Source organism: Pseudomonas sp. MWU16-30323 (assembly GCF_020515595.1).
Lineage (GTDB): Bacteria > Pseudomonadota > Gammaproteobacteria > Pseudomonadales > Pseudomonadaceae > Aquipseudomonas > Aquipseudomonas yamanorum.
On sequence record NZ_JAIWYM010000011.1, the window covers coordinates 121,133 to 142,835 of the forward strand.

The 21,703-nt window shown below is 61.2% G+C and carries 21 protein-coding genes; 7 read left to right on the top strand and 14 right to left on the bottom strand.

Annotated features, from left to right (window positions below):
* Window positions 1-134: 134 nt before the first annotated feature.
* Together LIY45_RS15430 and LIY45_RS15435 are read right to left on the bottom strand one after the other, a co-directional pair.
* Window positions 135-1,283, bottom strand: a complete 1,149-nt coding sequence (locus LIY45_RS15430; RefSeq protein WP_226476827.1) for an FAD-dependent oxidoreductase — start codon at window positions 1,281-1,283, stop codon at window positions 135-137.
* A gap of 48 nt (window positions 1,284-1,331) precedes the next feature.
* Window positions 1,332-1,499, bottom strand: coding sequence for a rubredoxin (locus tag LIY45_RS15435; RefSeq protein WP_017476746.1), 168 nt, complete (start codon window positions 1,497-1,499; stop codon window positions 1,332-1,334).
* A 196-nt stretch (window positions 1,500-1,695) separates the two neighbouring features.
* On the opposite strand from LIY45_RS15435, the gene LIY45_RS15440 reads away from it, so the two are divergent.
* Together LIY45_RS15440 and ubiA are read left to right on the top strand one after the other, a co-directional pair.
* Entirely contained in the window at window positions 1,696-2,259 is a 564-nt protein-coding gene (locus LIY45_RS15440) for a chorismate lyase (RefSeq protein ID WP_226476828.1), read from the top strand.
* Window positions 2,259-3,149, top strand: coding sequence for a 4-hydroxybenzoate octaprenyltransferase (ubiA, locus tag LIY45_RS15445; protein WP_226476829.1), 891 nt, complete (start codon window positions 2,259-2,261; stop codon window positions 3,147-3,149). The genes LIY45_RS15440 and ubiA overlap by 1 nt, the downstream gene beginning before the upstream one ends.
* Window positions 3,150-3,181: 32 nt before the next feature.
* Here the strand turns inward: ubiA and LIY45_RS15450 are convergent, their stop codons facing one another.
* Window positions 3,182-3,562 carry a hypothetical protein gene (locus tag LIY45_RS15450; RefSeq protein WP_017476749.1) on the bottom strand — a complete coding sequence of 127 codons (381 nt, stop codon included), beginning with the start codon at window positions 3,560-3,562 and terminating at the stop codon, window positions 3,182-3,184.
* Window positions 3,563-3,714: 152 nt separating this feature from the next.
* On the opposite strand from LIY45_RS15450, the gene phoB reads away from it, so the two are divergent.
* The 3 genes from phoB (at window position 3,715) to LIY45_RS15465 (ending at window position 7,235) form a co-directional block, all read left to right on the top strand.
* The gene (phoB, locus tag LIY45_RS15455; protein ID WP_003195617.1) at window positions 3,715-4,404 is read left to right on the top strand and encodes a phosphate regulon transcriptional regulator PhoB; all 690 of its coding nucleotides are present in this window, start codon (window positions 3,715-3,717) and stop codon (window positions 4,402-4,404) included.
* A 79-nt stretch (window positions 4,405-4,483) separates the two neighbouring features.
* On the top strand, window positions 4,484-5,770 hold the full coding sequence (gene phoR / locus LIY45_RS15460) for a phosphate regulon sensor histidine kinase PhoR (protein ID WP_207198305.1): 1,287 nt from the start codon (window positions 4,484-4,486) through the stop codon (window positions 5,768-5,770).
* Between the two features lie 124 nt (window positions 5,771-5,894).
* Window positions 5,895-7,235, top strand: a complete 1,341-nt coding sequence (locus LIY45_RS15465) for a hemolysin family protein (RefSeq protein WP_003213385.1) — start codon at window positions 5,895-5,897, stop codon at window positions 7,233-7,235.
* A gap of 3 nt (window positions 7,236-7,238) precedes the next feature.
* Here the strand turns inward: LIY45_RS15465 and LIY45_RS15470 are convergent, their stop codons facing one another.
* The 8 genes from LIY45_RS15470 to LIY45_RS15505 form a co-directional block, all read right to left on the bottom strand.
* Complete coding sequence (locus tag LIY45_RS15470) at window positions 7,239-7,889, bottom strand: M23 family metallopeptidase (RefSeq protein WP_226476830.1); 651 nt, start codon at window positions 7,887-7,889, stop codon at window positions 7,239-7,241.
* Between the two features lie 236 nt (window positions 7,890-8,125).
* Entirely contained in the window at window positions 8,126-9,025 is a 900-nt protein-coding gene (locus LIY45_RS15475) for a response regulator (protein ID WP_017476753.1), read from the bottom strand.
* A gap of 124 nt (window positions 9,026-9,149) precedes the next feature.
* A complete protein-coding gene (gene phoU / locus LIY45_RS15480) occupies window positions 9,150-9,911 on the bottom strand; it encodes a phosphate signaling complex protein PhoU (RefSeq protein WP_003213392.1) in 762 nt (253 codons plus the stop codon).
* 72 nt (window positions 9,912-9,983) lie between these two features.
* Window positions 9,984-10,817: a phosphate ABC transporter ATP-binding protein PstB gene (gene pstB / locus LIY45_RS15485; protein WP_017476754.1), complete on the bottom strand. Its 834-nt coding sequence runs from the start codon at window positions 10,815-10,817 to the stop codon at window positions 9,984-9,986.
* Window positions 10,818-10,956: 139 nt separating this feature from the next.
* Window positions 10,957-12,627 carry a phosphate ABC transporter permease PstA gene (pstA, locus tag LIY45_RS15490; protein ID WP_226476831.1) on the bottom strand — a complete coding sequence of 557 codons (1,671 nt, stop codon included), beginning with the start codon at window positions 12,625-12,627 and terminating at the stop codon, window positions 10,957-10,959.
* Window positions 12,628-12,642: 15 nt separating this feature from the next.
* A complete protein-coding gene (locus LIY45_RS15495; protein WP_226476832.1) occupies window positions 12,643-14,928 on the bottom strand; it encodes an ABC transporter permease subunit in 2,286 nt (761 codons plus the stop codon).
* A 178-nt stretch (window positions 14,929-15,106) separates the two neighbouring features.
* Complete coding sequence (locus LIY45_RS15500; RefSeq protein WP_003213401.1) at window positions 15,107-16,096, bottom strand: phosphate ABC transporter substrate-binding protein PstS; 990 nt, start codon at window positions 16,094-16,096, stop codon at window positions 15,107-15,109.
* 329 nt (window positions 16,097-16,425) lie between these two features.
* The gene (locus tag LIY45_RS15505) at window positions 16,426-17,715 is read right to left on the bottom strand and encodes an MFS transporter (protein ID WP_063033811.1); all 1,290 of its coding nucleotides are present in this window, start codon (window positions 17,713-17,715) and stop codon (window positions 16,426-16,428) included.
* Between the two features lie 456 nt (window positions 17,716-18,171).
* Here LIY45_RS15505 and LIY45_RS15510 point away from each other — a divergent pair, with 456 nt between their 5' ends.
* Window positions 18,172-18,576 (top strand): acyl-CoA thioesterase, encoded by a 405-nt coding sequence (locus LIY45_RS15510; RefSeq protein WP_003176975.1) that lies wholly within the window; start codon window positions 18,172-18,174, stop codon window positions 18,574-18,576.
* A gap of 58 nt (window positions 18,577-18,634) precedes the next feature.
* Entirely contained in the window at window positions 18,635-19,534 is a 900-nt protein-coding gene (locus LIY45_RS15515) for a D-hexose-6-phosphate mutarotase (protein ID WP_226476833.1), read from the top strand.
* Between the two features lie 120 nt (window positions 19,535-19,654).
* Here LIY45_RS15515 and LIY45_RS15520 read toward each other — a convergent pair whose 3' ends face one another.
* From LIY45_RS15520 to LIY45_RS15530, 3 genes are all read right to left on the bottom strand, one after another.
* A complete protein-coding gene (locus tag LIY45_RS15520) occupies window positions 19,655-20,188 on the bottom strand; it encodes a DUF3299 domain-containing protein (protein ID WP_023659290.1) in 534 nt (177 codons plus the stop codon).
* 78 nt (window positions 20,189-20,266) lie between these two features.
* Complete coding sequence (locus LIY45_RS15525; protein WP_017476760.1) at window positions 20,267-20,512, bottom strand: GlsB/YeaQ/YmgE family stress response membrane protein; 246 nt, start codon at window positions 20,510-20,512, stop codon at window positions 20,267-20,269.
* Between the two features lie 105 nt (window positions 20,513-20,617).
* The gene (locus LIY45_RS15530; protein WP_017476761.1) at window positions 20,618-21,703 is read right to left on the bottom strand and encodes a 5-(carboxyamino)imidazole ribonucleotide synthase; all 1,086 of its coding nucleotides are present in this window, start codon (window positions 21,701-21,703) and stop codon (window positions 20,618-20,620) included.

Here is a 21,703-nt window from a genome sequence, read left to right on the forward strand (position 1 = left end):
CAGCGCCCAAGGCGCCGCAGGCTCTACTCTGCGGCAGACGGGAGTGAGGATGGCATGCCATCGGGGCCTGCGCCAGTCTCACGGCGACCTTTCTACGGTCAAAATGATGCTTATTCCGACAGAACGACCAGCATTTACGCCAGCAGCGGCGGAAGTTCTTTGTTAAGGGCCAGTTTCTCCATCACGGCTGTGCCGGTCAGGGCGTAACCCAGCAGGCGGCCGCTGGCGTCGCGGCACAGGGCCTTGATGTCACCGCCCTGCCCTTCGACGCTCCACACGCCTTCGGTACCCCGTGGCGGTGGCGAGACGACCAGTGGGCAGACCGGGGTTTTTACCGTGACAGGCATCGGGCCATAGCTGACGGCCGTCGCGTTGCCCGCCAGGGTCTGGGCCAGGGCGCGGGCGCAGCTCATCAGCGGCATCACGTACAGCAGGTTCAGGCCATCAACCTCGGCGCAGTCGCCCAGGGCGTAGATGTTGGCGTGGGAGGTCTTGAGGTGGCGGTCCACCATGATCCCGCGATTGATCTGCAACCCGGCGGCCGCGGCCAGGTCGACACGCGGGCGAAGGCCGATGGCAGACACCACCAGGTCACACTGGATCACTTCGCCATCAGACAGGTGGGCTTCCAGGCCGTCAGCGGTGCGTTGCAGGCGATTGAGCACCGGGCCCAGGTGGAATCGCGCCCCCAAGCCTTCAAGGCCGGCCTGCACCGCCGCAGCCGCCGCCGGGTGCAGCAGGGTCGGCATGACTTGCTCGCACGGCGCCACCAGGTCGATCTCGTAGCCGCCGAGGATCAGGTCGTTGGCGAACTCGCAGCCGATCAGCCCGGCGCCCAGCAGCAGCACCCGGCGCTTACCGGCCGCCGCCGCACGAAAGCGTGCGTAGTCTTCAAGGTCGTTGATCGGGAAAATCAGGTCGGCAGCGTCGCCCTGTACCGGCACCCGCACAGTTTCTGCGCCCCAGGCCAGGATCAGGTCGCGGTAGATCACCGCTTCCTCACCGATCCACAAGCGCTTGTGGCCCGGGTCGATGCCGCTGATACGGGTATGGGTGCGCACTTCGGCCTTCAGTTGCTCGGCCATGGCGCCCGGTTCAGCCATGCTCAGGCCGTCGGCTTCCTTGTTCTTGCCAAAGCCGGTAGAGAGCATGGGCTTGGAGTAGGAGCGCCCGTCATCTGCGGTGACCAGCAACAGCGGGGTTTCGCTATCGAGTTTGCGAAACTCCCGAGCCAGGTTGTAACCGGCCAAACCCGTGCCGACGATCACGACAGGTGCGTTCATTCCTTTCTCCTTGTAGTACGGTTCTTTAATTGCGTCTTAAATCAGCAATCAGCCGATTTCGATCATTTCGAAATCCATTTTGCCCACGCCGCAGTCCGGGCACAGCCAGTCTTCGGGGACGTCCTGCCACAGGGTGCCCGGGGCGATGCCGTCATCCGGCCATCCGTCTTTTTCGTCGTAGATCAGGCCACAGACGATACATTGCCACTTCTTCATTGCTCGCTTCCTCAGGGTCCAGGCGTACTGGCCGACGGTCGATAGATCCAGCCTTGCCGTGCGGCTCAGGGCGTTTTGTACTGATCGGCACGCGCAGATGCAAGCATGATCGACGCATGGGCCTGGCGCGCTCCGGCAAAAGTCCAGGGCACCATGGTAAGCTCGCCGCCTCATTAACTGCCAATAATGACCCTCCGTGCCGCATTCAATCGCCCTTTCCGATGCTTGCCGATGGCTGACCCAGAGCCTTCTGAGCCCACTGCCCGCGCCGCTGACACTCAACTGGTTGTTCGATGAAGGTTCCCTGACCCGGCGCTTGACTCGCCTGTCCGGCGATGGCTTCAGTGTGACCCCGCTGTTCGAAGGCTGGCAGCCGCTGCGAGACGACGAATGTGCCGCCCTGGGCTTGCCCGCCGCCAGCATCGGCTGGGTGCGCGAGGTGTATTTGCGTGGCCGTGGGCAGCCGTGGGTGTTTGCCCGCAGCGTGGCAGCCCGCAGCGCCTTGCAGGGCGACGGTTTGCACATGGATGAGTTGGGCAGCCGCTCGCTGGGGGAGTTGCTGTTTTGTGACCATGCCTTCACACGCCAGCCGATCGAAGTATGCCGTTATCCACGGCAATGGCTGCCTACGGCAGACCAGGTCGATAACCTGTGGGCGCGCCGCTCCCGTTTTGATCGCGGGCCGCTGAGCGTGCTGGTGGCCGAAATTTTCCTGCCGACCCTGTGGCAAGCCGTGCACGACCATCCGGAGCGTTTTTGATGTACCAGCGCCTGCTCAAATCCCTGAATCACCTGAACCCGAGGGCCTGGGACTTCATCCAGTTGACCCGCATGGACAAGCCCATCGGCATCTATCTGCTGCTATGGCCCACGCTGTGGGCGCTGTGGATTGCCGGCAAGGGTTCGCCATCGCTGCTCAATATCGCGATCTTCGTGCTTGGCGTGATACTCACCCGGGCCGGTGGTTGCGTCATCAATGACTGGGCTGATCGCAAGGTCGACGGCCACGTGAAACGCACCGAACAGCGGCCGCTGGTGAGCGGCAAGATCAGCTCGAAAGAGGCGCTGGTGTTCTTCGCGGTGCTGATGTTCATCAGCTTCCTGCTGGTGTTGCTGACCAATTCCATGACGATCTGGCTGTCCCTGGGCGGCCTCGCGCTGGCGGCCAGTTATCCGTTCATGAAGCGCTACACCTATTACCCGCAGGTGGTATTGGGCGCGGCGTTTTCCTGGGGCATGCCGATGGCGTTCACCGCCGAGACGGGCAGCCTGCCCGCTGCGGCATGGCTGTTGTACATCGCCAACCTTTTATGGACGGTGGGGTACGACACGTACTACGCCATGACCGATCGTGACGATGACCTGAAAATCGGGGTCAAATCCACCGCCATTCTGTTTGGCGATGCAGACCGGGTGATCATCCTGACGTTGCAGGGCCTGGCACTGGTTTGCCTGTGGCTGGCGGGGATGCGTTTTGAGCTGGGGGGCTGGTTCCACCTCGGTTTGCTGGCGGCGGCCGGGTGTTTTGCCTGGGAGTTCTGGTACACCCGGGACAAGGACCGCCTCAAATGCTTCAAGGCGTTTTTGCACAACCACTGGGCCGGGTTGGCGATTTTTGTCGGGATTGTGGCGGACTACGGGTTTCGGTGAAGGGCCAGGCCCCTCACCGCTAGCGGGTTGACTCAGGGCTTGGCGACCTTCCAGGCCCCGTCCATTTTGCCTTCGCCGGTCATGTCACCGGCCTTCTTGTCCATGACGAAGGTGTAGAGCGGCTTGCCGCTGTAGGCCCACTGGCTTTTCTGGTCGTCACGGGTGATGACGGTCCACTTGCCCATGGGCTTGTCGGTGGATTCGGCCATCAATGGCGGCCAATTGGCCGCGCACTTGTCGTTGCACATGGATTTGCCATCAGCGTCCTTGGCAAAGGTGTAGAGGGTCATGCCTTTGTGGTCCACCAGCATCCCGTCCTTGGTCATCGCCGGGTCTGCCGCAAACGCCAGTGTCGGCAGTGTTAACGCGGCCGTTACCAGCAGGGCTTTCCAGGAAAAAGTACTTTGAGTCATGGGAACCTTCCTTTTGTGGTTGTCAGGATTCGGACCCAAAGCGTAGTCCAGAGAGGCAAGGATTGCCCAAGCGACTAAATTACTGTCACACGACTGCAATAATTCCGTTATCTAATGCGGCGCAAGACAGTTAAATGACAAGAGGATTTAGCATGGTTGGCAGGAGCATTCTGATCGTTGACGACGAAGCGCCCATTCGCGAGATGATCGCCGTTGCGTTGGAAATGGCCGGCTATGACTGCCTGGAGGCGGAGAACTCCCAGCAGGCCCATGCCATTATCGTCGACCGCAAGCCGGACCTGATCCTGCTGGACTGGATGCTGCCCGGCACCTCCGGCATTGAACTGGCCCGCCGCCTCAAGCGTGACGAACTGACCGGGGATATCCCGATCATCATGCTCACCGCCAAGGGCGAAGAGGACAACAAGATCCAGGGCCTGGAAGTCGGCGCCGATGACTACATCACCAAGCCCTTTTCCCCACGGGAACTGGTCGCCCGTCTGAAAGCTGTTCTGCGCCGTGCCGGCCCAACCGATGGCGAAGCGCCTATCGAAGTCGACGGCCTGATTCTGGACCCTATCAGCCACCGCGTGACCATCGACGGCAAACCCGCCGAGATGGGCCCCACCGAATACCGCCTGCTGCAATTCTTCATGACCCATCAGGAGCGCGCCTACACCCGCGGCCAACTGCTGGACCAGGTCTGGGGCGGCAACGTGTATGTCGAGGAGCGCACCGTCGACGTGCATATCCGCCGCCTGCGCAAAGCCTTGGGCGACGCTTACGAGAATCTGGTACAAACCGTGCGCGGCACCGGCTACCGGTTTTCAACCAAAGGCTGAGCCAGACTGAACTGCACAGACAGCTGAAAGGACGCGTGTTTAAGTGAATCAAAACTGGTATGGCACCCTGATCCGCCACATGCTCCTGTTGATCACTGGCTGCCTGCTGGTGGGCCTGGTCAGCGGCTATTACGGCTGGAGCCTGGCCGTCGGCCTGGGCGTTTACCTGGGCTGGACCCTCAAACAATTGCTGCGCCTTCACGAGTGGCTGCGCCAGCATAAACCTGATGAAGCACCACCCGACGGTTACGGCCTGTGGGGCGAGGTGTTCGACAGCATCTACCATCTGCAACGCCGCGACCAACGCGTACGCGGGCGCCTGCAAGCCGTGATCGACCGGGTGCAGGAGTCCACGGCCGCGCTGAAAGACGCCGTCATCATGCTCGACAGCGACGGCAACCTGGAATGGTGGAACCGCGCCGCAGAAACCCTGCTGGGCCTCAAGACGCCCCAGGACAGCGGCCAGCCGGTGACCAACCTGGTGCGCCACCCGCGTTTCAAGGAGTACTTCGAACAGGACAACTACGAAGAAGCCCTGGAAATTCCGTCACCCACCAACGACCGCGTGCGCATCCAGCTGTACCTGACGCGATACGGCAATAACGAACATTTGATGCTGGTGCGCGATGTCACGCGCATCCATCAGTTGGAACAGATGCGCAAGGACTTCGTCGCCAACGTCTCCCACGAACTGCGCACGCCGCTGACGGTGATCTGCGGTTATCTGGAGACGCTGCTCGATAACGTTGAAGACGTGAACCCGCGCTGGACCCGTGCCCTGCAACAGATGCAGCAGCAAGGCTCGCGCATGCAAACCCTGCTCAACGACCTGCTGTTGCTGGCCAAGCTGGAAGCCACCGATTACCCCTCGGACAACCACCCGGTGCCGGTGCAAAGCCTGTTGCAGACCATCAAGAGCGACGCCCAGGCATTGTCCGGGCAGCGTGAACAGCAAATTACCCTCGAAGCCGACCCATCGATCCTGCTCAAGGGCAGTGAGGGCGAGTTGCGCAGCGCGTTTTCCAACCTGGTGTTCAACGCTGTCAAATATACCCAGGACAAGGGCAACATCCGCATCCGCTGGTGGGCCGACGACCAGGGCGCGCACCTCAGTGTGCAGGACTCCGGGATGGGCATCGACGCCAAGCATTTGCCGCGTCTCACCGAGCGCTTCTACCGCGTCGACTCCAGCCGCAACTCCAACACCGGCGGCACCGGGCTCGGCCTGGCCATCGTCAAGCATGTGTTGCTGCGCCATCGCGCGCGGCTGGAAATCAGCAGTGTGTTGGGCCATGGCAGTACCTTTACCTGCCATTTCCCGCCGGCACAGATGACACGTTCACGGGTCATTCATCAGGACGAGTGACCCTCCACCCGGCAGCCGCCACTAGGCAAGCGCCCCGTCAGCCGCTACATTGGCGGACTTGCGCCTGCCTTTCAGGCCCACCTGCTCACCCTTTTTGATTAGACGGAACCCGCAAAACCCCATCATGGACCCTTCCCCTGGCATCACCCTCGCGACACTCTTCGCCGACTTCGGCATGATTCTTTTTGCACTGATCCTGGTACTGCTCAACGGCTTTTTCGTTGCGGCGGAATTTGCCATGGTCAAACTGCGCTCGACCCGGGTCGAGGCCATCGCCCACAAGAACGGCTGGCGCGGGCAGATCCTGCGCACCGTACACAGCCAGCTCGACGCCTACCTGTCGGCCTGTCAGTTGGGTATCACCCTCGCCTCACTGGGCCTGGGCTGGGTCGGTGAGCCGGCCTTTGCGCACATCCTCGAGCCCTTGCTCGGCGCGATCGGCGTGCAGTCGCCAGAAGTGATCAAGGGCGTGTCGTTCTTTGCCGCCTTCTTCGTCATCTCGTACCTGCACATCGTGGTCGGTGAACTGGCGCCCAAGTCCTGGGCCATTCGCAAGCCCGAGTTGCTGTCGCTGTGGACCGCCGTGCCGCTGTACCTGTTCTACTGGGCCATGTACCCGGCGATCTACCTGCTCAACGCCAGTGCCAACGCCATCCTGCGCATCGCCGGCCAAGGCGAGCCTGGCCCGCACCACGAGCACCATTACAGCCGCGAAGAACTGAAACTGATCCTGCACTCCAGCCGTGGCCAGGACCCGAGCGACCAAGGGATGCGCGTGCTGGCCTCCGCCGTGGAAATGGGTGAGCTGGAAGTGGTGGACTGGGCCAACTCCCGGGAAGACCTGGTGACCCTGGACTTCAACGCCCCGCTCAAGGAAATCCTGGCGCTGTTCCGTCGCCACAAGTTCAGCCGCTACCCGGTGTACGACGCCGTGCGCAACGAGTTCGTCGGCCTGCTGCACATCAAGGACCTGCTGCTGGAACTGGCGGCCCTGGACCACATTCCCGAGTCGTTCAACCTGGCCGAGCTGACCCGCCCGCTGGAGCGCGTATCGCGCCACATGCCGCTGTCGCAACTGCTCGAGCAGTTCCGTAAAGGCGGCGCGCACTTCGCCCTGGTGGAAGAAGCCGACGGCAAGGTCATCGGCTACCTGACCATGGAAGACGTGCTGGAAGTGCTGGTAGGCGACATCCAGGACGAACACCGCAAGGCCGAGCGCGGCATCCTCGCTTACCAGCCGGGCAAATTGCTGGTGCGTGGCGACACGCCGCTGTTCAAGGTGGAGCGCCTGTTGGGCGTAGACCTGGACCACATCGAGGCCGAAACCCTGGCCGGGCTGATCTACGACACCCTGAAACGGGTGCCGGAAGAGGAAGAAGTGCTGGAAGTCGAAGGCCTGCGCATCATCATCAAGAAGATGAAAGGGCCGAAGATCGTGTTGGCCAAGGTGCTGTTGCTGGATTAAGCCTTACCGCGTGCCCAATGCAAAATTGGGCAACGCCTGCACCGGCTGGTTGAATTCATAGGGAATCGACACCAGCCCCAGCGCCGTCGTGCGCTGCACCACAAAATGCAGATGCGGCCCGCTGCTGTTGCCGGTATTGCCCGACAACGCCAGCGGGCTGCCTACCGCCACGCGCTGCCCTTCCCTGACGCTGACCGACCCTTGCTTGAGGTGCAGGTACACGCCCTGGGTGCCGTCATCGTGCTGGACCCGCACGAAATTGCCCGATGGATCACTTCCACGGCCGCTCTGACCGTTCTCGGTTTTCAGCACCACACCTGCGCGTGCCGCAATGATCGGCGTGCCTTCGGGCATGGCGATGTCCATCGCATAGCGGCTTTTGAGTTCGGAGTGGCTGAAGGTGCCGTTGGGGCCTTGGGTGAGACGGAACGGACCGCCACGCCAGGGTAATGGATAGCGATAGGATGCAGGCTGCGGAGGGAATAAAGGCTTGGGAATTACCCGCTCCTGATACACAAACGCCTGCGCCCCGGGCGTGTATCGGTCGCTGAAGACCACAACGCCGTCAGCGTCGATGGATTTGTAGAGGGTCATGGACATCGCCGGCATGACGACGGCGAACAGTCCACAGCACAGCAGTGAGCGCACGAGCATCGGTTGGCCTGCCAGGGACGACTGAATGGCAGGCTAACAAGGGATCATGACAATGCTATGTGAACCGTCCACTGGCCCTGTGGCGAGGGCGCTTGTGTGGCGAGGGAGCTTGCTCCCGTTGGGGCGCGAAGCGGCCCCGATAAAGTCACCGTGATTCTGCAGAACAGACTGTTTTCAGGGCTGCTGCGCAGCCAGCGGGAGCAAGCTCCCTCGCCACAGGTAAAGCGTTAACCTTGTCACGCACCCGGCACAAAATGCTTCTGTGCGGTCCCACGGGCGATCAGCCGCGAGATGTAGTCGAGCTTCTGCGCATCCTGGTCGATAAACCGGAAGGTCAGTTGCAGCCAGTCACTGTCAGGCTTGGGTTCGTAGGCGACAACAGCGTGCAGGTAGCCGTTGAGACGGGCCACCTCGGCGTTTTCACCCTGCTCTAGGTCGAGCACAGCGCTTTCCAGGACCTGGGGCAGGATTTCACCGCGACGCACCACCAGCAGCGCCTCCTTGATGCTCAGGGCCTTGATCACACATTGCTGGGTGCCACTGGACAGGCGCAGCTGGCCCTGGCCACGACCACCGGCTGGCGACGCTACCGCAGCAGCCTGCACCGGCTGGCTGTTGAGCAGGCCTTTGCTCGGTGCGGCCACCGGAGCCGGCTTGAGCGCTTCAGGCTTGCCGCCGGTCAGGGCGCTCAGGGAGTCATTGCCGAACGCCGAGTTCATCTTGGTCGGCGCGCTGGCGATCAGCGCGTCGAGGCGGCCGATCTTGTTCAGTGCCTGCTTGACCTTGTTCAGCAACTGCTCGTTAGTGAAGGGCTTGCTGACGTAGCCTGAAACCCCGGCCTGGATCGCCTGCACCACGTTTTCCTTGTCGCCACGGCTGGTCACCATGACAAACGGCATGGCTTTGAGATGAGGCTGCTCACGGCACCAGGTCAACAGCTCCAGGCCGGACATTTCCGGCATTTCCCAGTCGCACAGCACCATGTCGAAGGTTTCGCGCATCAGGATGGCCTGGGCCTTTTTGCCGTTCACCGCGTCTTCGATCTTGATCCCCGGGAAGTAGTTACGCAGGCACTTCTTCACCAGGTCGCGAATAAACGAGGCGTCATCCACCACCAATACACTGACTTTGCTCATCGACCCTTCATCCTATAAAAACCCCGGCAAGCATAACGCTTCGCTGATGGCGTTTTGCCAAAAATTCCACCGCCACAAACGAAAACGCCCGACCAAAGGCCGGGCGTTTATTTCTCGGGCAATCTTACTTATCGTCAGGAACGCCCGGAACATTAGGGATTTGATCGGTTGTGCCTTCAACTTCTGCTTTCATGCGCTTGAGGCCCATGTGCCGCACGTCGGTACCACGGACCAGGTAGATCACCAGTTCCGAGATATTGCGCGCGTGATCACCGATACGCTCCAGCGAACGCAGCACCCAGATGATGCTCAATACCCGCGAGATAGAACGCGGGTCTTCCATCATATAAGTCGCCAGTTCACGCAGGGCGGTCTTGTACTCACGGTCGATGGTCTTGTCGTACTGGGCCACCGACAATGCCAGTTCGGCGTCGAAGCGGGCAAACGCGTCGAGGGCATCGCGAACCATGTTGCGGACCTGGTCACCGATATGACGCACTTCGACGTACCCGCGCGGCGCTTCGCCTTCTTCGCACAACTGGATGGCGCGGCGAGCGATCTTGGTGGCTTCGTCGCCGATACGCTCCAGGTCGATCACCGACTTGGAAATGCTGATGATCAAACGCAAGTCGGATGCCGCCGGCTGACGACGGGCCAGGATGCGCAGGCATTCCTCGTCGATGTTGCGTTCCATCTGGTTAATCTGGTCATCGATCTCGCGCACTTGCTGGGCCAGGCCGGAGTCGGCCTCGATCAGCGCGGTGACCGCGTCGTTGACTTGCTTCTCCACCAGACCGCCCATGGCCAGGAGGTGGCTGCGCACTTCCTCAAGCTCGGCGTTGAACTGCGCGGAGATGTGATGGGTAAGGCCTTCTTTGCTAATCATGTTGGCGTCCTTGGAACGTCCAGTAAGGTGCGGTCGACCGCAGCATCAGTTCAGTGAGCAACCAGCCACCTGCTAGCCGTAGCGACCGGTGATGTAGTCTTCGGTCTGCTTCTTCGCCGGGTTGGTGAACAGGGTATCGGTGTCGCCAAATTCCACCAGTTTGCCCATGTACATGAACGCGGTGTAGTCGGAAACCCGCGCCGCCTGTTGCATGTTGTGGGTCACGATGACGATGGTGAACTTGGATTTGAGTTCGTAGATCAGCTCTTCGACTTTCAGCGTGGAAATCGGGTCGAGTGCCGAGCAGGGTTCGTCGAGCAGCAGCACTTCCGGCTCCACGGCGATGGTGCGGGCGATCACCAGACGTTGCTGCTGGCCGCCGGACAAACCGAGGGCCGACTCGTGCAGGCGGTCCTTGACCTCGTCCCACAGTGCCGCGCCTTTCAATGCCCACTCCACGGCTTCGTCGAGAATGCGTTTCTTGTTGATGCCCTGGATACGCAGGCCGTAGACCACGTTTTCATAGATGGTCTTGGGAAACGGGTTGGGCTTCTGGAACACCATGCCCACCCGGCGGCGCAGCTCGGCCACGTCTTCGCCCTTGCGGTAGATGTTGGTGCCGTACAGGTTGATCGCGCCCTCGACGCGGCAGCCGTCCACCAGATCATTCATCCGGTTGAAAGTGCGCAGCAGGGTCGACTTGCCGCAGCCGGACGGGCCGATGAAGGCGGTCACGCGCTGCTTCGGGATGTTCATGCTGACGTCATACAGCGCCTGCTTGTCGCCGTAGTACAGGCTCAAGCCCGGGACTTCGATGGCCACGGTTTCCTGGGCCAGGCTCAGGCTCTGCTTGTCGCGACCCAGGGCTGACATGTTGATGCCGTGGGAATGGGTTTCATGTTGCATGGGATGCTCCCTGTGCTACCAATTCGTTTTGTGGGAGCGGGCTTGCTCGCGAAGGCGTCAGGTCAGTTGACCCATGTATTACTGATACACCGCATTCGCGAGCAAGCCCGCTCCCACATTTAGTCCGCGTTCACTTCAATTAACTGTCCAACGCTTTGTATTTTTCGCGCAGGTGGTTACGAATCCACACCGCCGACAGGTTGAGCGTGGCGATCACCAGCACCAGCAGCAAGGCGGTGGCGTACACCAGCGGCCGTGCGGCCTCGACGTTGGGGCTCTGGAAGCCGACGTCATAGATATGGAAGCCCAAGTGCATGATCTTCTGGTCCAGGTGCAGGTACGGGTAGTTGCCGTCCACCGGCAGCGACGGTGCCAGTTTCACCACACCCACCAGCATCAGCGGCGCCACTTCACCGGCGGCGCGGGCCACGGCGAGGATCATGCCGGTCATCATCGCCGGGCTGGCCATCGGCAGCACGATCTTCCACAGCGTTTCCGCCTTGGTCGCGCCCAGTGCCAAAGAGCCTTCACGTACGGTGCGAGGGATCCGCGCCAGGCCTTCTTCGGTGGCCACGATCACCACGGGTACCGCCAGCAGCGCCAGGGTCAGGGACGCCCAGAGCAGGCCAGGCGTACCGAAGGTCGGTGCCGGCAAGGCTTCGGCGAAGAACAGCCGGTCGACCGAGCCGCCCAGTACGTACACAAAGAAGCCGAGGCCGAATACGCCGTAAACGATGGCGGGTACACCGGCCAGGTTGTTCACGGCGATACGGATGATCCGCGTCAGGGTGTTCTGCTTGGCGTATTCACGCAGGTACACCGCCGCCAGCACGCCGAACGGGGTCACGATCATCGCCATGATCAGGGTCATCATCACGGTGCCGAAAATCGCCGGGAAAATCCCGCCTTCGGTGTTCGCTTCCCGCGGGTCGTCGCTGAGGAATTCCCAGACCTTGCTGAAGTAGAAGCCGACCTTGGTCATGTAACCCATGGCGTTCGGCTGGTAGGCATGCACCACCTTGCCGATGCCGATTTCGATTTCTTTGCCGTTGGCATCGCGGGCGGTGAGGCTGTCGCGGTTGAACTGGGAGTGCAGGTCCGCCAGGCGGGCTTCGATGTCTTTGTAGCGGTTGTTCAGTTCGGCGCGGCCGCTGTCCATGTCGGCCTGGGCGGTGGCGTCCAGCTTGCCTTCCAGCTCCAGCTTGCGACCGTGCAGGCGGATGCGTTCGAGGCCAGCGTTGATGGCGCCGATGTCGGACTTCTCAAGGGTCTTGAGCTGGGCCGCGAGCTTGTTGACGCGGTCCACACGGGCTTGCAGTTCCGGCCAGGCCGCTTCACCTTCAGCGATGACCTTGCCGTCCTGCTTGACGTTGACCAGGGTGCCGTAGAAGTTGCCCCACTCACGACGCTCGATGGCCATCAACTCGACCGGCTTGGTCTGGTTGGTCAGCCACTCGCCGACGATCCAGGTGAAGTCGTTGCCGTTCAAGTCCCGGTTGCCGACCTTGATCAGCTCGCGAGTCATGAACTCCGGGCCTTGGTCTGGCACCGGCAAACCAGCGCTTTTCAGACGCTCGCGGGGCACTTCTTCTTTCTGCACCACTTCGCCGACGACGATATGGTTTTCCTGGCCCGGCACGTTGTAGCTGGCCTGGATCAGGTCGGCCGGCCAGAAGTGGCCCAGGCCACGCACGGCAATCACGGCCAGCAAACCAATGGTCATGATGACCGCGATGGACACCGCGCCACCGCTGATCCAGACGCCTGGGGCGCCGCTCTTGAACCATCCATTCAGGGAGTTCTGTTTCACAGACTTCTACCTTTCTTAAAGCGACGAGTATTTCTTGCGCAGACGCTGACGAATCAGCTCGGCGAGGGTGTTCATGATGAAGGTGAACAGCAGCAGCACCAGCGCCGAGAGGAACAGCACGCGGTAGTGGCTGCCGCCGACTTCCGATTCGGGCATTTCCACTGCGACGTTGGCCGCCAGGGTGCGCAGGCCTTCAAACAGGTTCATCTCCATCACCGGCGTGTTGCCGGTGGCCATCAGCACGATCATGGTTTCACCGACCGCGCGACCCATGCCGATCATCAGCGCCGAGAAGATGCCCGGGCTGGCGGTCAGGATCACCACACGCGTCATGGTCTGCCATGGCGTGGCACCCAGGGCCAGGGAGCCCAGGGTCAGGCCGCGCGGCACGCTGAACACGGCGTCTTCGGCGATGGAGTAGATGTTCGGGATCACCGCAAAACCCATGGCCAGGCCGACGACCAGGGCGTTGCGCTGGTCGTAGGTAATCCCCAGATCGTGGGAGATCCACATGCGCATGTCGCCACCGAAGAACCAGGTTTCCAGGTACGGGCTCATGTACAGCGAGAGCCAGCCCACAAACAGGATCACCGGGATCAGGATTGCGCTTTCCCAGCCATCCGGGACCCGCAGGCGGATCGACTCAGGCAGGCGGCTGAAGATGAAGCCGGCCACCAGGATGCCAATCGGAAGCAGCATCAGCAGGCTGAAAATCCCCGGCAAATGCCCTTCGACATACGGCGCCAGGAACAGGCCGGCGAAGAAGCCGAGGATCACCGTCGGCATCGCTTCCATCAACTCGATCACCGGCTTGACCTTGCGGCGCAGGCTCGGGGCCATGAAGTAGGCGGTGTAGATCGCAGCGGCGACAGCCAGTGGCGCCGCCAGCAGCATGGCGTAGAACGCGGCCTTCAGGGTACCGAAGGTCAGGGGCGCCAGGCTCATCTTGGGTTCGAAGTCGGTGTTGGCGGCGGTCGATTGCCAGACGTATTTAGGCTCGTCGTAGTTTTCGTACCAGACCTTGCTCCACAGCGCGCTCCAGGAAACTTCCGGGTGCGGGTTGTCCAGCAGCAGCGGTTGCAGCTTGCCACCGGCTTCGACGATCACCCGGTTGGCCCGTGGCGACATGCCGAAGAGGCCGGTGCCATCGACCACCTGGTCCACCAGCAATGTACGGTGGGCGGTGCTGTGGAACACGCCGAACTTGCCGGAAGCGTCGAGGGCGGTGAAGCCTTTGCGACGTTCTTCAGCGGTGATTTCAACGATAGGCGCGGTGCCCATCTGGAAAGTACGAATCTGCTTCAGGCGTTGTTCGCCGTCCGGGTCACGGGCCATGAACCATTGCGCCAGGCCACCGCTGGAGTTACCGATGATCAGCGAGATGCCGCCTACCAGTTGGGTGCTGGCCGTGACTTGTGCCACGCCGTCGTCCAACAATTTGTAGCGACCGTTGAGGCTCTTGTCCCGCAGGCTGAACACGTCGGCCTGGGCGCGGCCGTTGATCACGTACAGCCACTGCTGGCGTGGATCAACGAAGATGGCTTTCACCGGCTCGGTCATTTGCGGCAGTTCAATGCGCTTCTGCTCGGTGGTGACTTCCTCGGTCATCATGTTTTCTTCACGGCTGATGGACAGCACGTTCAGATGAGCACCACTGGAACCGGCCACCACCAGCGTCGAGTCGGTCGCGTTCAAGGCGACGTGCTCAAGGGAGCGGCCTTGTTCGTCGAGGACGATCGGCGTTTCGCCGTAAGGGTATTCGACAGCTGGGGAGATGGTCTTCTTGCCGTCCGGGTACGACACTTTATAGGTGTGACGGAACACCAGGGACTGGCCGTTGGACAGGCCGAGGATCACCAGCGGGCTGCCGGGCTGATCTTCACCAATGGAGGCGACTGTCACACCCGCCGGCAACGGCAGGTCAACGCGCTTGAGTTCGGCCCCCGTGTCAACGTTGAAGAACAGCGCCTGGCCTTTGTCGGAAACCCGCATGGCGACCTGGTTCTGTTCTTCCATGGAGATCATCAGCGGTTTGCCGGCGTCCTGCAGCCAGGCAGGCGCCAGGGCGTCTTCCTTGGTCAGGTTGGCGCCGTGGAACAGTGGCGCGACCACATAGGCGAGGAAGAAGAAGATCAAGGTGATCGCGCCCAGGACGGCGAGGCCGCCAATCAGCACATACCAGCGGGTCAGGCGATCCTTGAGCGCGCGCATACGGCGCTTGCGTTGCAGTTCAGGCGTATTGAAATCAATGCGCTTGGGGGGAGAAGTCGTCGTCATGGTGGAATTGGCCAGATCATTCATGCGCACACCCTAGCGATCCTGTATGACAGAAAGATGACAATGCAGTGACGCAAGAAATCCGCCGCGTAGCAGGGCTGGCAGCGGATTAAAAAATGGGAGGCGAGGTCCAGGTCTTACAGACCCCGCCCAGGCCCTGAACCGTGAGTAAACCCCGGTTCAAGGCAGGTTTACCGGAGGCTTATTTGCCACCTTCTTTCAGACCCAGGTCAGCCAGTGCCTTGGCGGCAACTTTGGCTGGCAGCGGGATGTAGCCGTCTTTCACTACAACTTCCTGGCCCTGTTTGGACAGAACCAGCTTCACGAACTCGGCTTCCAGCGGGGCCAGAGGCTTGTTCGGGGCTTTGTTGACGTAGACGTAGAGGAAGCGCGACAGCGGGTATTTGCCGTTCAGGGCGTTTTCTTCGCTGTCTTCGATGAAGTCAGTGCTGCCTTTCTTGGCCAGGGCGACAGTCTTCACGCTGGCGGTTTTGTAACCGATGCCCGAGTAACCGATACCGTTCAGCGAGGAGCTGATGGACTGCACAACCGACGCCGAACCAGGTTGTTCGTTCACGTTAGGTTTGTAGTCGCCTTTGCACAGGGCTTCTTCCTTGAAGTAGCCGTAGGTGCCGGATACCGAGTTACGACCGAACAGTTGCACTGGCTTGTTGGCCAGGTCGCCGGTCACGCCCAGGTCGCCCCAGGTCTTGACGTCAGCTTTGGCGCCGCACAGACGAGTCGAGGAGAAGATCGCGTCGACTTGTTCCATGGTCAGGTGCTGGATCGGGTTGTCCTTGTGCACAAACACGGCCAGGGCATCCACGGCAACCGGGATAGCGGTTGGCTTGTAGCCGTACTTCTGCTCGAAGGCAGCCAGTTCGGTGTCCTTCATCTTGCGGCTCATCGGGCCCAGGTTGGAGGTGCCTTCAGTCAGCGCAGGAGGTGCAGTGGCGGAGCCGGCGGCCTGAATCTGGATGTTGACGTTCGGGTATTCCTTTTTGTAACCCTCAGCCCACAGGGTCATCAGGTTTGCCAGGGTATCGGAACCAACGCTGGACAGGTTGCCCGACACACCAGTGGTCTTCACGTAAGCCGGAATTGCCGGGTCAACACCAGCGGCTACCGCGTTAGCGGTCGCAACGCCAGCAGCGACAAAAGTCATTGCCGCCATCAAACGTTTCAGTTTCATGCCTTGCTCCTAGCAGATAGGGATAGTTGGATCGGGGCCAAGTATCGGTAGGCCGTGTGAACACTCTATGTCTGGAATATGACAATTAGATGAAAGGCCAGCATTTATGAAAAAGCTGACAGGAAGGAGAAACGTCAATAAATCCGGGGCTTGGCGAGGAGGTTGGAGCGATTTCGTGGAAACAATCTGTAATCGTTCTAAGGCAAAATCTGTGGCGAGGGCGCTTGCTCCCGCGGGTCGCGTAGCGCCCCCATAAATGGAACTGCTGCGCAGTTCAACGGGAGCAAGCTCCCTCGCCACAAGGTTATCCGTCAGTTTTCAAAGACCTGTCAGCGCCCACGCTTCCACAGGTACCCACCCACGGCCATCCCCATCACGCACAGGACAGCAACGTAGTAAGCGGGGCCCATCGGGCTTTCCTTCATCAGCAGCGACACCGCTAAGGGTGTCAGTCCACCGAATACGGCATAGGCGACGTTATAGGAGAACGACAAACCACTGAAACGCACCACTGGCGGGAACGCTTTCACCATGACATAGGGCACCACACCGATAGTGCCTACAAACAGGCCGGTCAAGGCGTACAACGGAAACAGCCAGTCCGGGTGAGCCATCAGGCTGTGATAGAGCGTCCAGGACGTTGCCAGCAACAGCGCGCAACCGATGATCAGCACACGCCCGGCACCGAAGCGGTCGGCCAGGGCCCCGGAGGCAATACACCCCAGGCTCAGGGTGACGATGGCCAGGCTATTGGCCTGCAGCGCCACGGTAGGGCTGAAGTGGTAGACCGTTTGCAGCACGGTCGGCGTCATCAGGATAACGACGACCACACCGGCCGAGAGCAACCAGGTCAGCAGCATCGACAACACGATGGCACCACGGTGGTCACGCAACACGGCGCGCAATGGCAGCTCGGCGGCCAGGGTCTTGCGCTGCTGCATCTCGGCGAAGATCGGGGTTTCGTGCAGCCAGCGACGCAGGTACACCGACAACAGGCCGAACACACCACCCAGGAGGAACGGAATCCGCCAGGCGTAATCCGACACCTGCTCCGGGCTATAAAGGGTGTTGATGGCAGTGGCCACCAGCGAACCCAGGAGAATGCCGGCAGTGAGGCCGCTGGTCAGGGTGCCGCAGGCATACCCGATGTGACGCGGCGGCACGTGCTCGGAAACGAACACCCACGCGCCTGGCACTTCACCGCCAATCGCCGCGCCCTGGATCACGCGCATCAGCAGCAACAGGATCGGCGCCCACAGGCCGATCTGCGCATAGGTCGGCAGCAGGCCCATGATCAGGGTCGGCACGGCCATCATGAAGATGCTCAGGGTGAACATCTTCTTGCGACCCAGCAGGTCACCGAAGTGCGCCATGATGATCCCGCCCAACGGCCGCGCCAGGTAGCCTGCCGCGAAGATGCCGAAGGTCTGCATCATGCGCAGCCATTCGGGCATCTCGGCAGGGAAAAACAGTTTCCCGACCACCGTGGCAAAAAACACGAAAATGATGAAGTCGTAGAACTCCAGCGCCCCGCCCAAGGCAGACAGCGACAGGGTTTTGTAGTCGTTGCGGGTCAGCGGGCGCGAGGGTTGCGCACTGCTTGCGGGCACGGAGGACATGGCAAGGCTTCTCTTATAGGAGTCAGGACGGCAAGCCCGGGACTTGCGGCAGGCTTGCCAAGATAGCAAATCGCTCGAAAAAGCACAGCGTTGGGCCGTTAACCGTTCAGATAAGCGAAATATTCCGGTAGCAGAAGCGCAATTAGCATGGGCAGGAGCACAGTTGCCGGAAAAAGCCGCGATACAGCCTCTATTTACCGACCAAATGAGCGCCGGGAGGTCGTCGTGGCGCCGACGGCTCGATATACTCGGCCACTGCAAGCGCCAGACCCGCATCCTTGAGGGGCTGCTGTGCCAAAACGCCGTTGGCTGCCCGCCAGCCGATTTGGCAGAGTTTCCCTTTAGTACGCCTTACGAGAAACGCATCGAGCGGTGTATGTTGGTGCTGAAACGTTTTTCCAGAGACGGCTATCCACTTGAAATACCCATAAAGCGTCACGGGTCAGAGGCACCGGCATGATCGAACTCGAACAAGAAGATCCTATCCCGCAAGGCGATCTCGCCCTGCAAATCACCGCACTCCCGCGTGAAACCAACGGTTTCGGCGATATCTTCGGCGGCTGGCTGGTCGCGCAGATGGACCTGGCCGGCACCGCCATGGCGAGCAAGGTGGCCGGTGGCCGCGTCGCCACCGTAGCGATTGACCGCATGGCATTCCTGGTGCCGGTGGCCGTCGGCGCGCAGTTGTCCTTCTATACCCAGGCCCTGGAAATCGGCCGCAGCTCGATCCAGATGATGGTCGAAGTGTGGAGCGACGACCCGCTGTCCAGCGAATGGCGCAAAGTCACCGAGGCGGTGTTTGTGTTCGTTGCCATTGATGGCAGCGGTCGCACCCGGTCGGTTCCGTCACGGGCGCGTTAAACATCGCGACGTTTTGACGGTCCATTGCCCCATTGTCTGCCATTGAGAGCGCGTGCCTATGTCTACGCCCAACGTTGAAACCGTAAAACTGGATGAGCTGAACGCGTGGCGCATCCGCCATAACGGCGCCGAATTGGTGGTGGCCCAGCAAGGCGCGCATATCGTCAGCTATCAGCGCGATGGCGAGAAGCCAATCATCTGGCCCAACGATCAGGTGGTGTTCAAGAAAGGCAAAGGCATTCGTACCGGCGTGCCGGTGTGCTGGCCATGGTTTGGCGTGTTCGACCGCAACCCGCAAAGCGTCAAGGCGATGTACCAGGGTGACGAGCCGGCTGGGGCGCATGGTTTCGTGCGGACCGCCGACTGGACATTGGCTGGTGTTGAAGCTGAAGGCACGGCGTTGCGGGTTGAACTGGAACTGCCGGTGCCTGAAGGTGGCTTCCCAGGTTGGCCGCATCAGGTCGACTTGAAGATGAGCATCCTTCTGGATGATCAACTGCACATCCGCCTGACCAGCCATAACCGTGGTACCGAGACCGTCAGCCTCAGCCAGGCGCTGCACAGCTACTTTGCCGTCAGCGACGTACGCAACGTGCAGGTCGACGGCCTGGACGGGCGAACCTATATCGACACCGCGGACGGTTGGACCCACAAGCAGCAATCCGGGCTCCTGCACTTCACCGCCGAGACCGACCGCATCTACCTCGACACGCCAGCGCAACTGAACATCGTCGATAAAGACTGGCAGCGCCGCGTCCAACTCACCAGCACAGGCTCGCGCTCGACGGTGATCTGGAACCCGTGGACCGAACGCGCCAAGGCTTTCAGCGACATGGCCGACGACGGCTGGCAAGGGATGCTGTGCATCGAGACGGCGAACGTGCTGGACGATGGGGTGACACTGGCGCCGGGTGAGAGCCATACCCTGGGCGTGAGCATCAGCGGTATCACCCTGTAAACCCAATCAAATGTGGGAGCTGGCTTGCCTGCGATAGCGGAGTGTCAGGCGACAGAGATGTCGACTGTCAGGCCCTCATCGCAGGCAAGCCAGCTCCCACATTTTGAATGGCGTCGCGGCTTACAAGTCCGACTCTTTGACCGCCCGCACTTTCCCCGCATCCAGCGCATACGCCGCATCGGCCAGGTCATTGTTGACCTTTTCCACCTTCAGCGTGCCCGTCACCCACAGCGGCGTGTAGATGTCATCCAGCTTCAAACCCTTGGGATAACGCACCAGCACCAACTGGTTGGGCGGCGGTGGCGGCACGTGGATGCAGGCGCCCGGGTAAGGCACCAGGAAGAACAGCGTGCTGCGGCCCTTCGCGTCGGTTTCCAGCGGCACGGGATAGCCGCCGATGCGGATGTTCTTGCCGTTCATGGCAGCCACGGTCTTGGTGGAATACATCACCGCCGGCAAGCCCTTGCTCTGCTTCAGGCCACCCTTTGCGGTGAAGGTGCCTTGGGCTTCCGGGGAGTTGTGATCGATTTCCGGCATTTCTTCGAGGGCTTTCTGGTCCGACTTGGGCATCAGTTCCAGCCAGTCGGTTTCCGGCAGTTCGCCAGCGTGGGCCAACCCGGTGCATAGAAGAAGGGATAACAGAAGACGGCGCATGGAGAGGCTCGGCAAGGATTACAGTGCCGGCATTCTAGCCCTCTGCGCCTGCGCAGCGCAGAGGGCTTGGTCGCTAAATTACTTCTTTTTCAGCAGACCGTAGATCACCAACAGCACGATAGCGCCGATCAGTGCACCGATAAAGCCGGCGCCCTGGCCCGCCTGGTAGATACCCAGTGCCTGGCCACCATAGGTCGCAACCAGCGAACCGGCGATACCCAGCAGGATGGTCATGATCCAGCCCATGCTGTCGTCGCCTGGTTTCAGGAAACGCGCCAGCAGGCCGACGATCAAGCCGATAAAGATGGTTCCAATGATACCCATGGCATTTCCCTCTGAATGAACTGAACGTAAGTCAAAGCCTAGTCAGACTTTGGCTTCCTGCAATCAGAGGGTGGCGGGTACCAATGGTTCCCGCCCGGCCTTGGGTTATTGCTCGGCGATCAGCGCTTCGACCTTGAGGATCTGCGCTTGCAGCGTCGCGCGATCCTTGCAGCGCAGGTTGGCGTGGCCGACCTTGCGCCCGGCCTTGAACGCCTTGCCGTAGTGATGCAGATGGCAGTCATCAATCGCGATCACGCGATCCACCGGCGGCACCACGCCGATGAAGTTGAGCATGGCGCTCTCACCGACCTTGGCCGTGGAGCCTAACGGCAAGCCCGCCACCGCCCGCAGGTGGTTTTCGAACTGGCTGCACTCGGCGCCCTCGGTGGTCCAGTGCCCGGAGTTGTGCACGCGCGGGGCGATTTCATTGGCCTTGAGGCCACCGTCGACTTCAAAGAACTCGAACGCCATCACGCCGACGTAATCCAGCTGCTTCAGCACACGGCTCGAATAATCTTCGGCCAGGGCTTGCAGCGGGTGGTCGGTGCTGGCCACGGACAGCTTGAGGATGCCGCTGTCGTGGGTGTTGTGTACCAGCGGGTAGAAACGGGTTTCTCCATCCCGGGCACGCACGGCGATCAGCGAGACTTCACCCGTGAACGGCACGAAGCCTTCCAGCAGGCAGGCGACGCTGCCCAGCTCGGCGAAGGTACCGACCACATCGGCGGCGGTGCGCAGGACTTTCTGGCCCTTGCCGTCGTAACCCAGGGTGCGGGTCTTCAGCACGGCCGGCAGGCCGATGGAAGCGACTGCGGCGTCCAGGTCGGCCTGGGACTGGATGTCGGCGAAGGCCGGCGTCGGGATGCCCAGGTCCTTGAACATACTCTTCTCGAACCAACGGTCACGCGCGATGCGCAAGGCTTCGGCGCTCGGGTACACCGGCACGAACTGCGACAGGAAGGCCACGGTTTCAGCCGGGACACTTTCGAACTCGAAGGTCACCAGGTCGACTTCATCCGCCAGTTGGCGCAGGTGATCCGGGTCGCTGTAGTCAGCCCGCAGGTGTTCACCCAACGCAGCCGCGCAGGCGTCCGGCGCCGGGTCCAGGAAAGCGAAGTTCATCCCCAGCGGCGTACCCGCCAGGGCCAGCATGCGGCCCAGTTGGCCGCCACCGATTACACCGATTTTCAT

Excerpts from the sequence above, each read along its gene's own strand:
- LIY45_RS15510 (WP_003176975.1), top strand. The coding sequence starts at position 18,172 with ATGATCGAACTCGAACAAGAAGATCCTATCCCGCAAGGCGATCTCGCC.
- LIY45_RS15495 (WP_226476832.1), bottom strand. The coding sequence starts at position 14,928 with ATGAATGATCTGGCCAATTCCACCATGACGACGACTTCTCCCCCCAAG.
- LIY45_RS15465 (WP_003213385.1), top strand. The coding sequence starts at position 5,895 with ATGGACCCTTCCCCTGGCATCACCCTCGCGACACTCTTCGCCGACTTC.
- LIY45_RS15475 (WP_017476753.1), bottom strand. The coding sequence starts at position 9,025 with ATGAGCAAAGTCAGTGTATTGGTGGTGGATGACGCCTCGTTTATTCGC.
- LIY45_RS15450 (WP_017476749.1), bottom strand. The coding sequence starts at position 3,562 with ATGACTCAAAGTACTTTTTCCTGGAAAGCCCTGCTGGTAACGGCCGCG.
- LIY45_RS15430 (WP_226476827.1), bottom strand. The coding sequence starts at position 1,283 with ATGAACGCACCTGTCGTGATCGTCGGCACGGGTTTGGCCGGTTACAAC.
- LIY45_RS15515 (WP_226476833.1), top strand. The coding sequence starts at position 18,635 with ATGTCTACGCCCAACGTTGAAACCGTAAAACTGGATGAGCTGAACGCG.
- LIY45_RS15470 (WP_226476830.1), bottom strand. The coding sequence starts at position 7,889 with ATGCTCGTGCGCTCACTGCTGTGCTGTGGACTGTTCGCCGTCGTCATG.
- phoU (WP_003213392.1), bottom strand. The coding sequence starts at position 9,911 with ATGATTAGCAAAGAAGGCCTTACCCATCACATCTCCGCGCAGTTCAAC.
- ubiA (WP_226476829.1), top strand. The coding sequence starts at position 2,259 with ATGTACCAGCGCCTGCTCAAATCCCTGAATCACCTGAACCCGAGGGCC.
- LIY45_RS15500 (WP_003213401.1), bottom strand. The coding sequence starts at position 16,096 with ATGAAACTGAAACGTTTGATGGCGGCAATGACTTTTGTCGCTGCTGGC.
- LIY45_RS15435 (WP_017476746.1), bottom strand. The coding sequence starts at position 1,499 with ATGAAGAAGTGGCAATGTATCGTCTGTGGCCTGATCTACGACGAAAAA.
- LIY45_RS15505 (WP_063033811.1), bottom strand. The coding sequence starts at position 17,715 with ATGTCCTCCGTGCCCGCAAGCAGTGCGCAACCCTCGCGCCCGCTGACC.
- LIY45_RS15525 (WP_017476760.1), bottom strand. The coding sequence starts at position 20,512 with ATGGGTATCATTGGAACCATCTTTATCGGCTTGATCGTCGGCCTGCTG.
- LIY45_RS15530 (WP_017476761.1), bottom strand. The coding sequence starts at position 21,703 with ATGAAAATCGGTGTAATCGGTGGCGGCCAACTGGGCCGCATGCTGGCC.
- LIY45_RS15520 (WP_023659290.1), bottom strand. The coding sequence starts at position 20,188 with ATGCGCCGTCTTCTGTTATCCCTTCTTCTATGCACCGGGTTGGCCCAC.
- phoB (WP_003195617.1), top strand. The coding sequence starts at position 3,715 with ATGGTTGGCAGGAGCATTCTGATCGTTGACGACGAAGCGCCCATTCGC.
- phoR (WP_207198305.1), top strand. The coding sequence starts at position 4,484 with ATGCTCCTGTTGATCACTGGCTGCCTGCTGGTGGGCCTGGTCAGCGGC.
- pstB (WP_017476754.1), bottom strand. The coding sequence starts at position 10,817 with ATGCAACATGAAACCCATTCCCACGGCATCAACATGTCAGCCCTGGGT.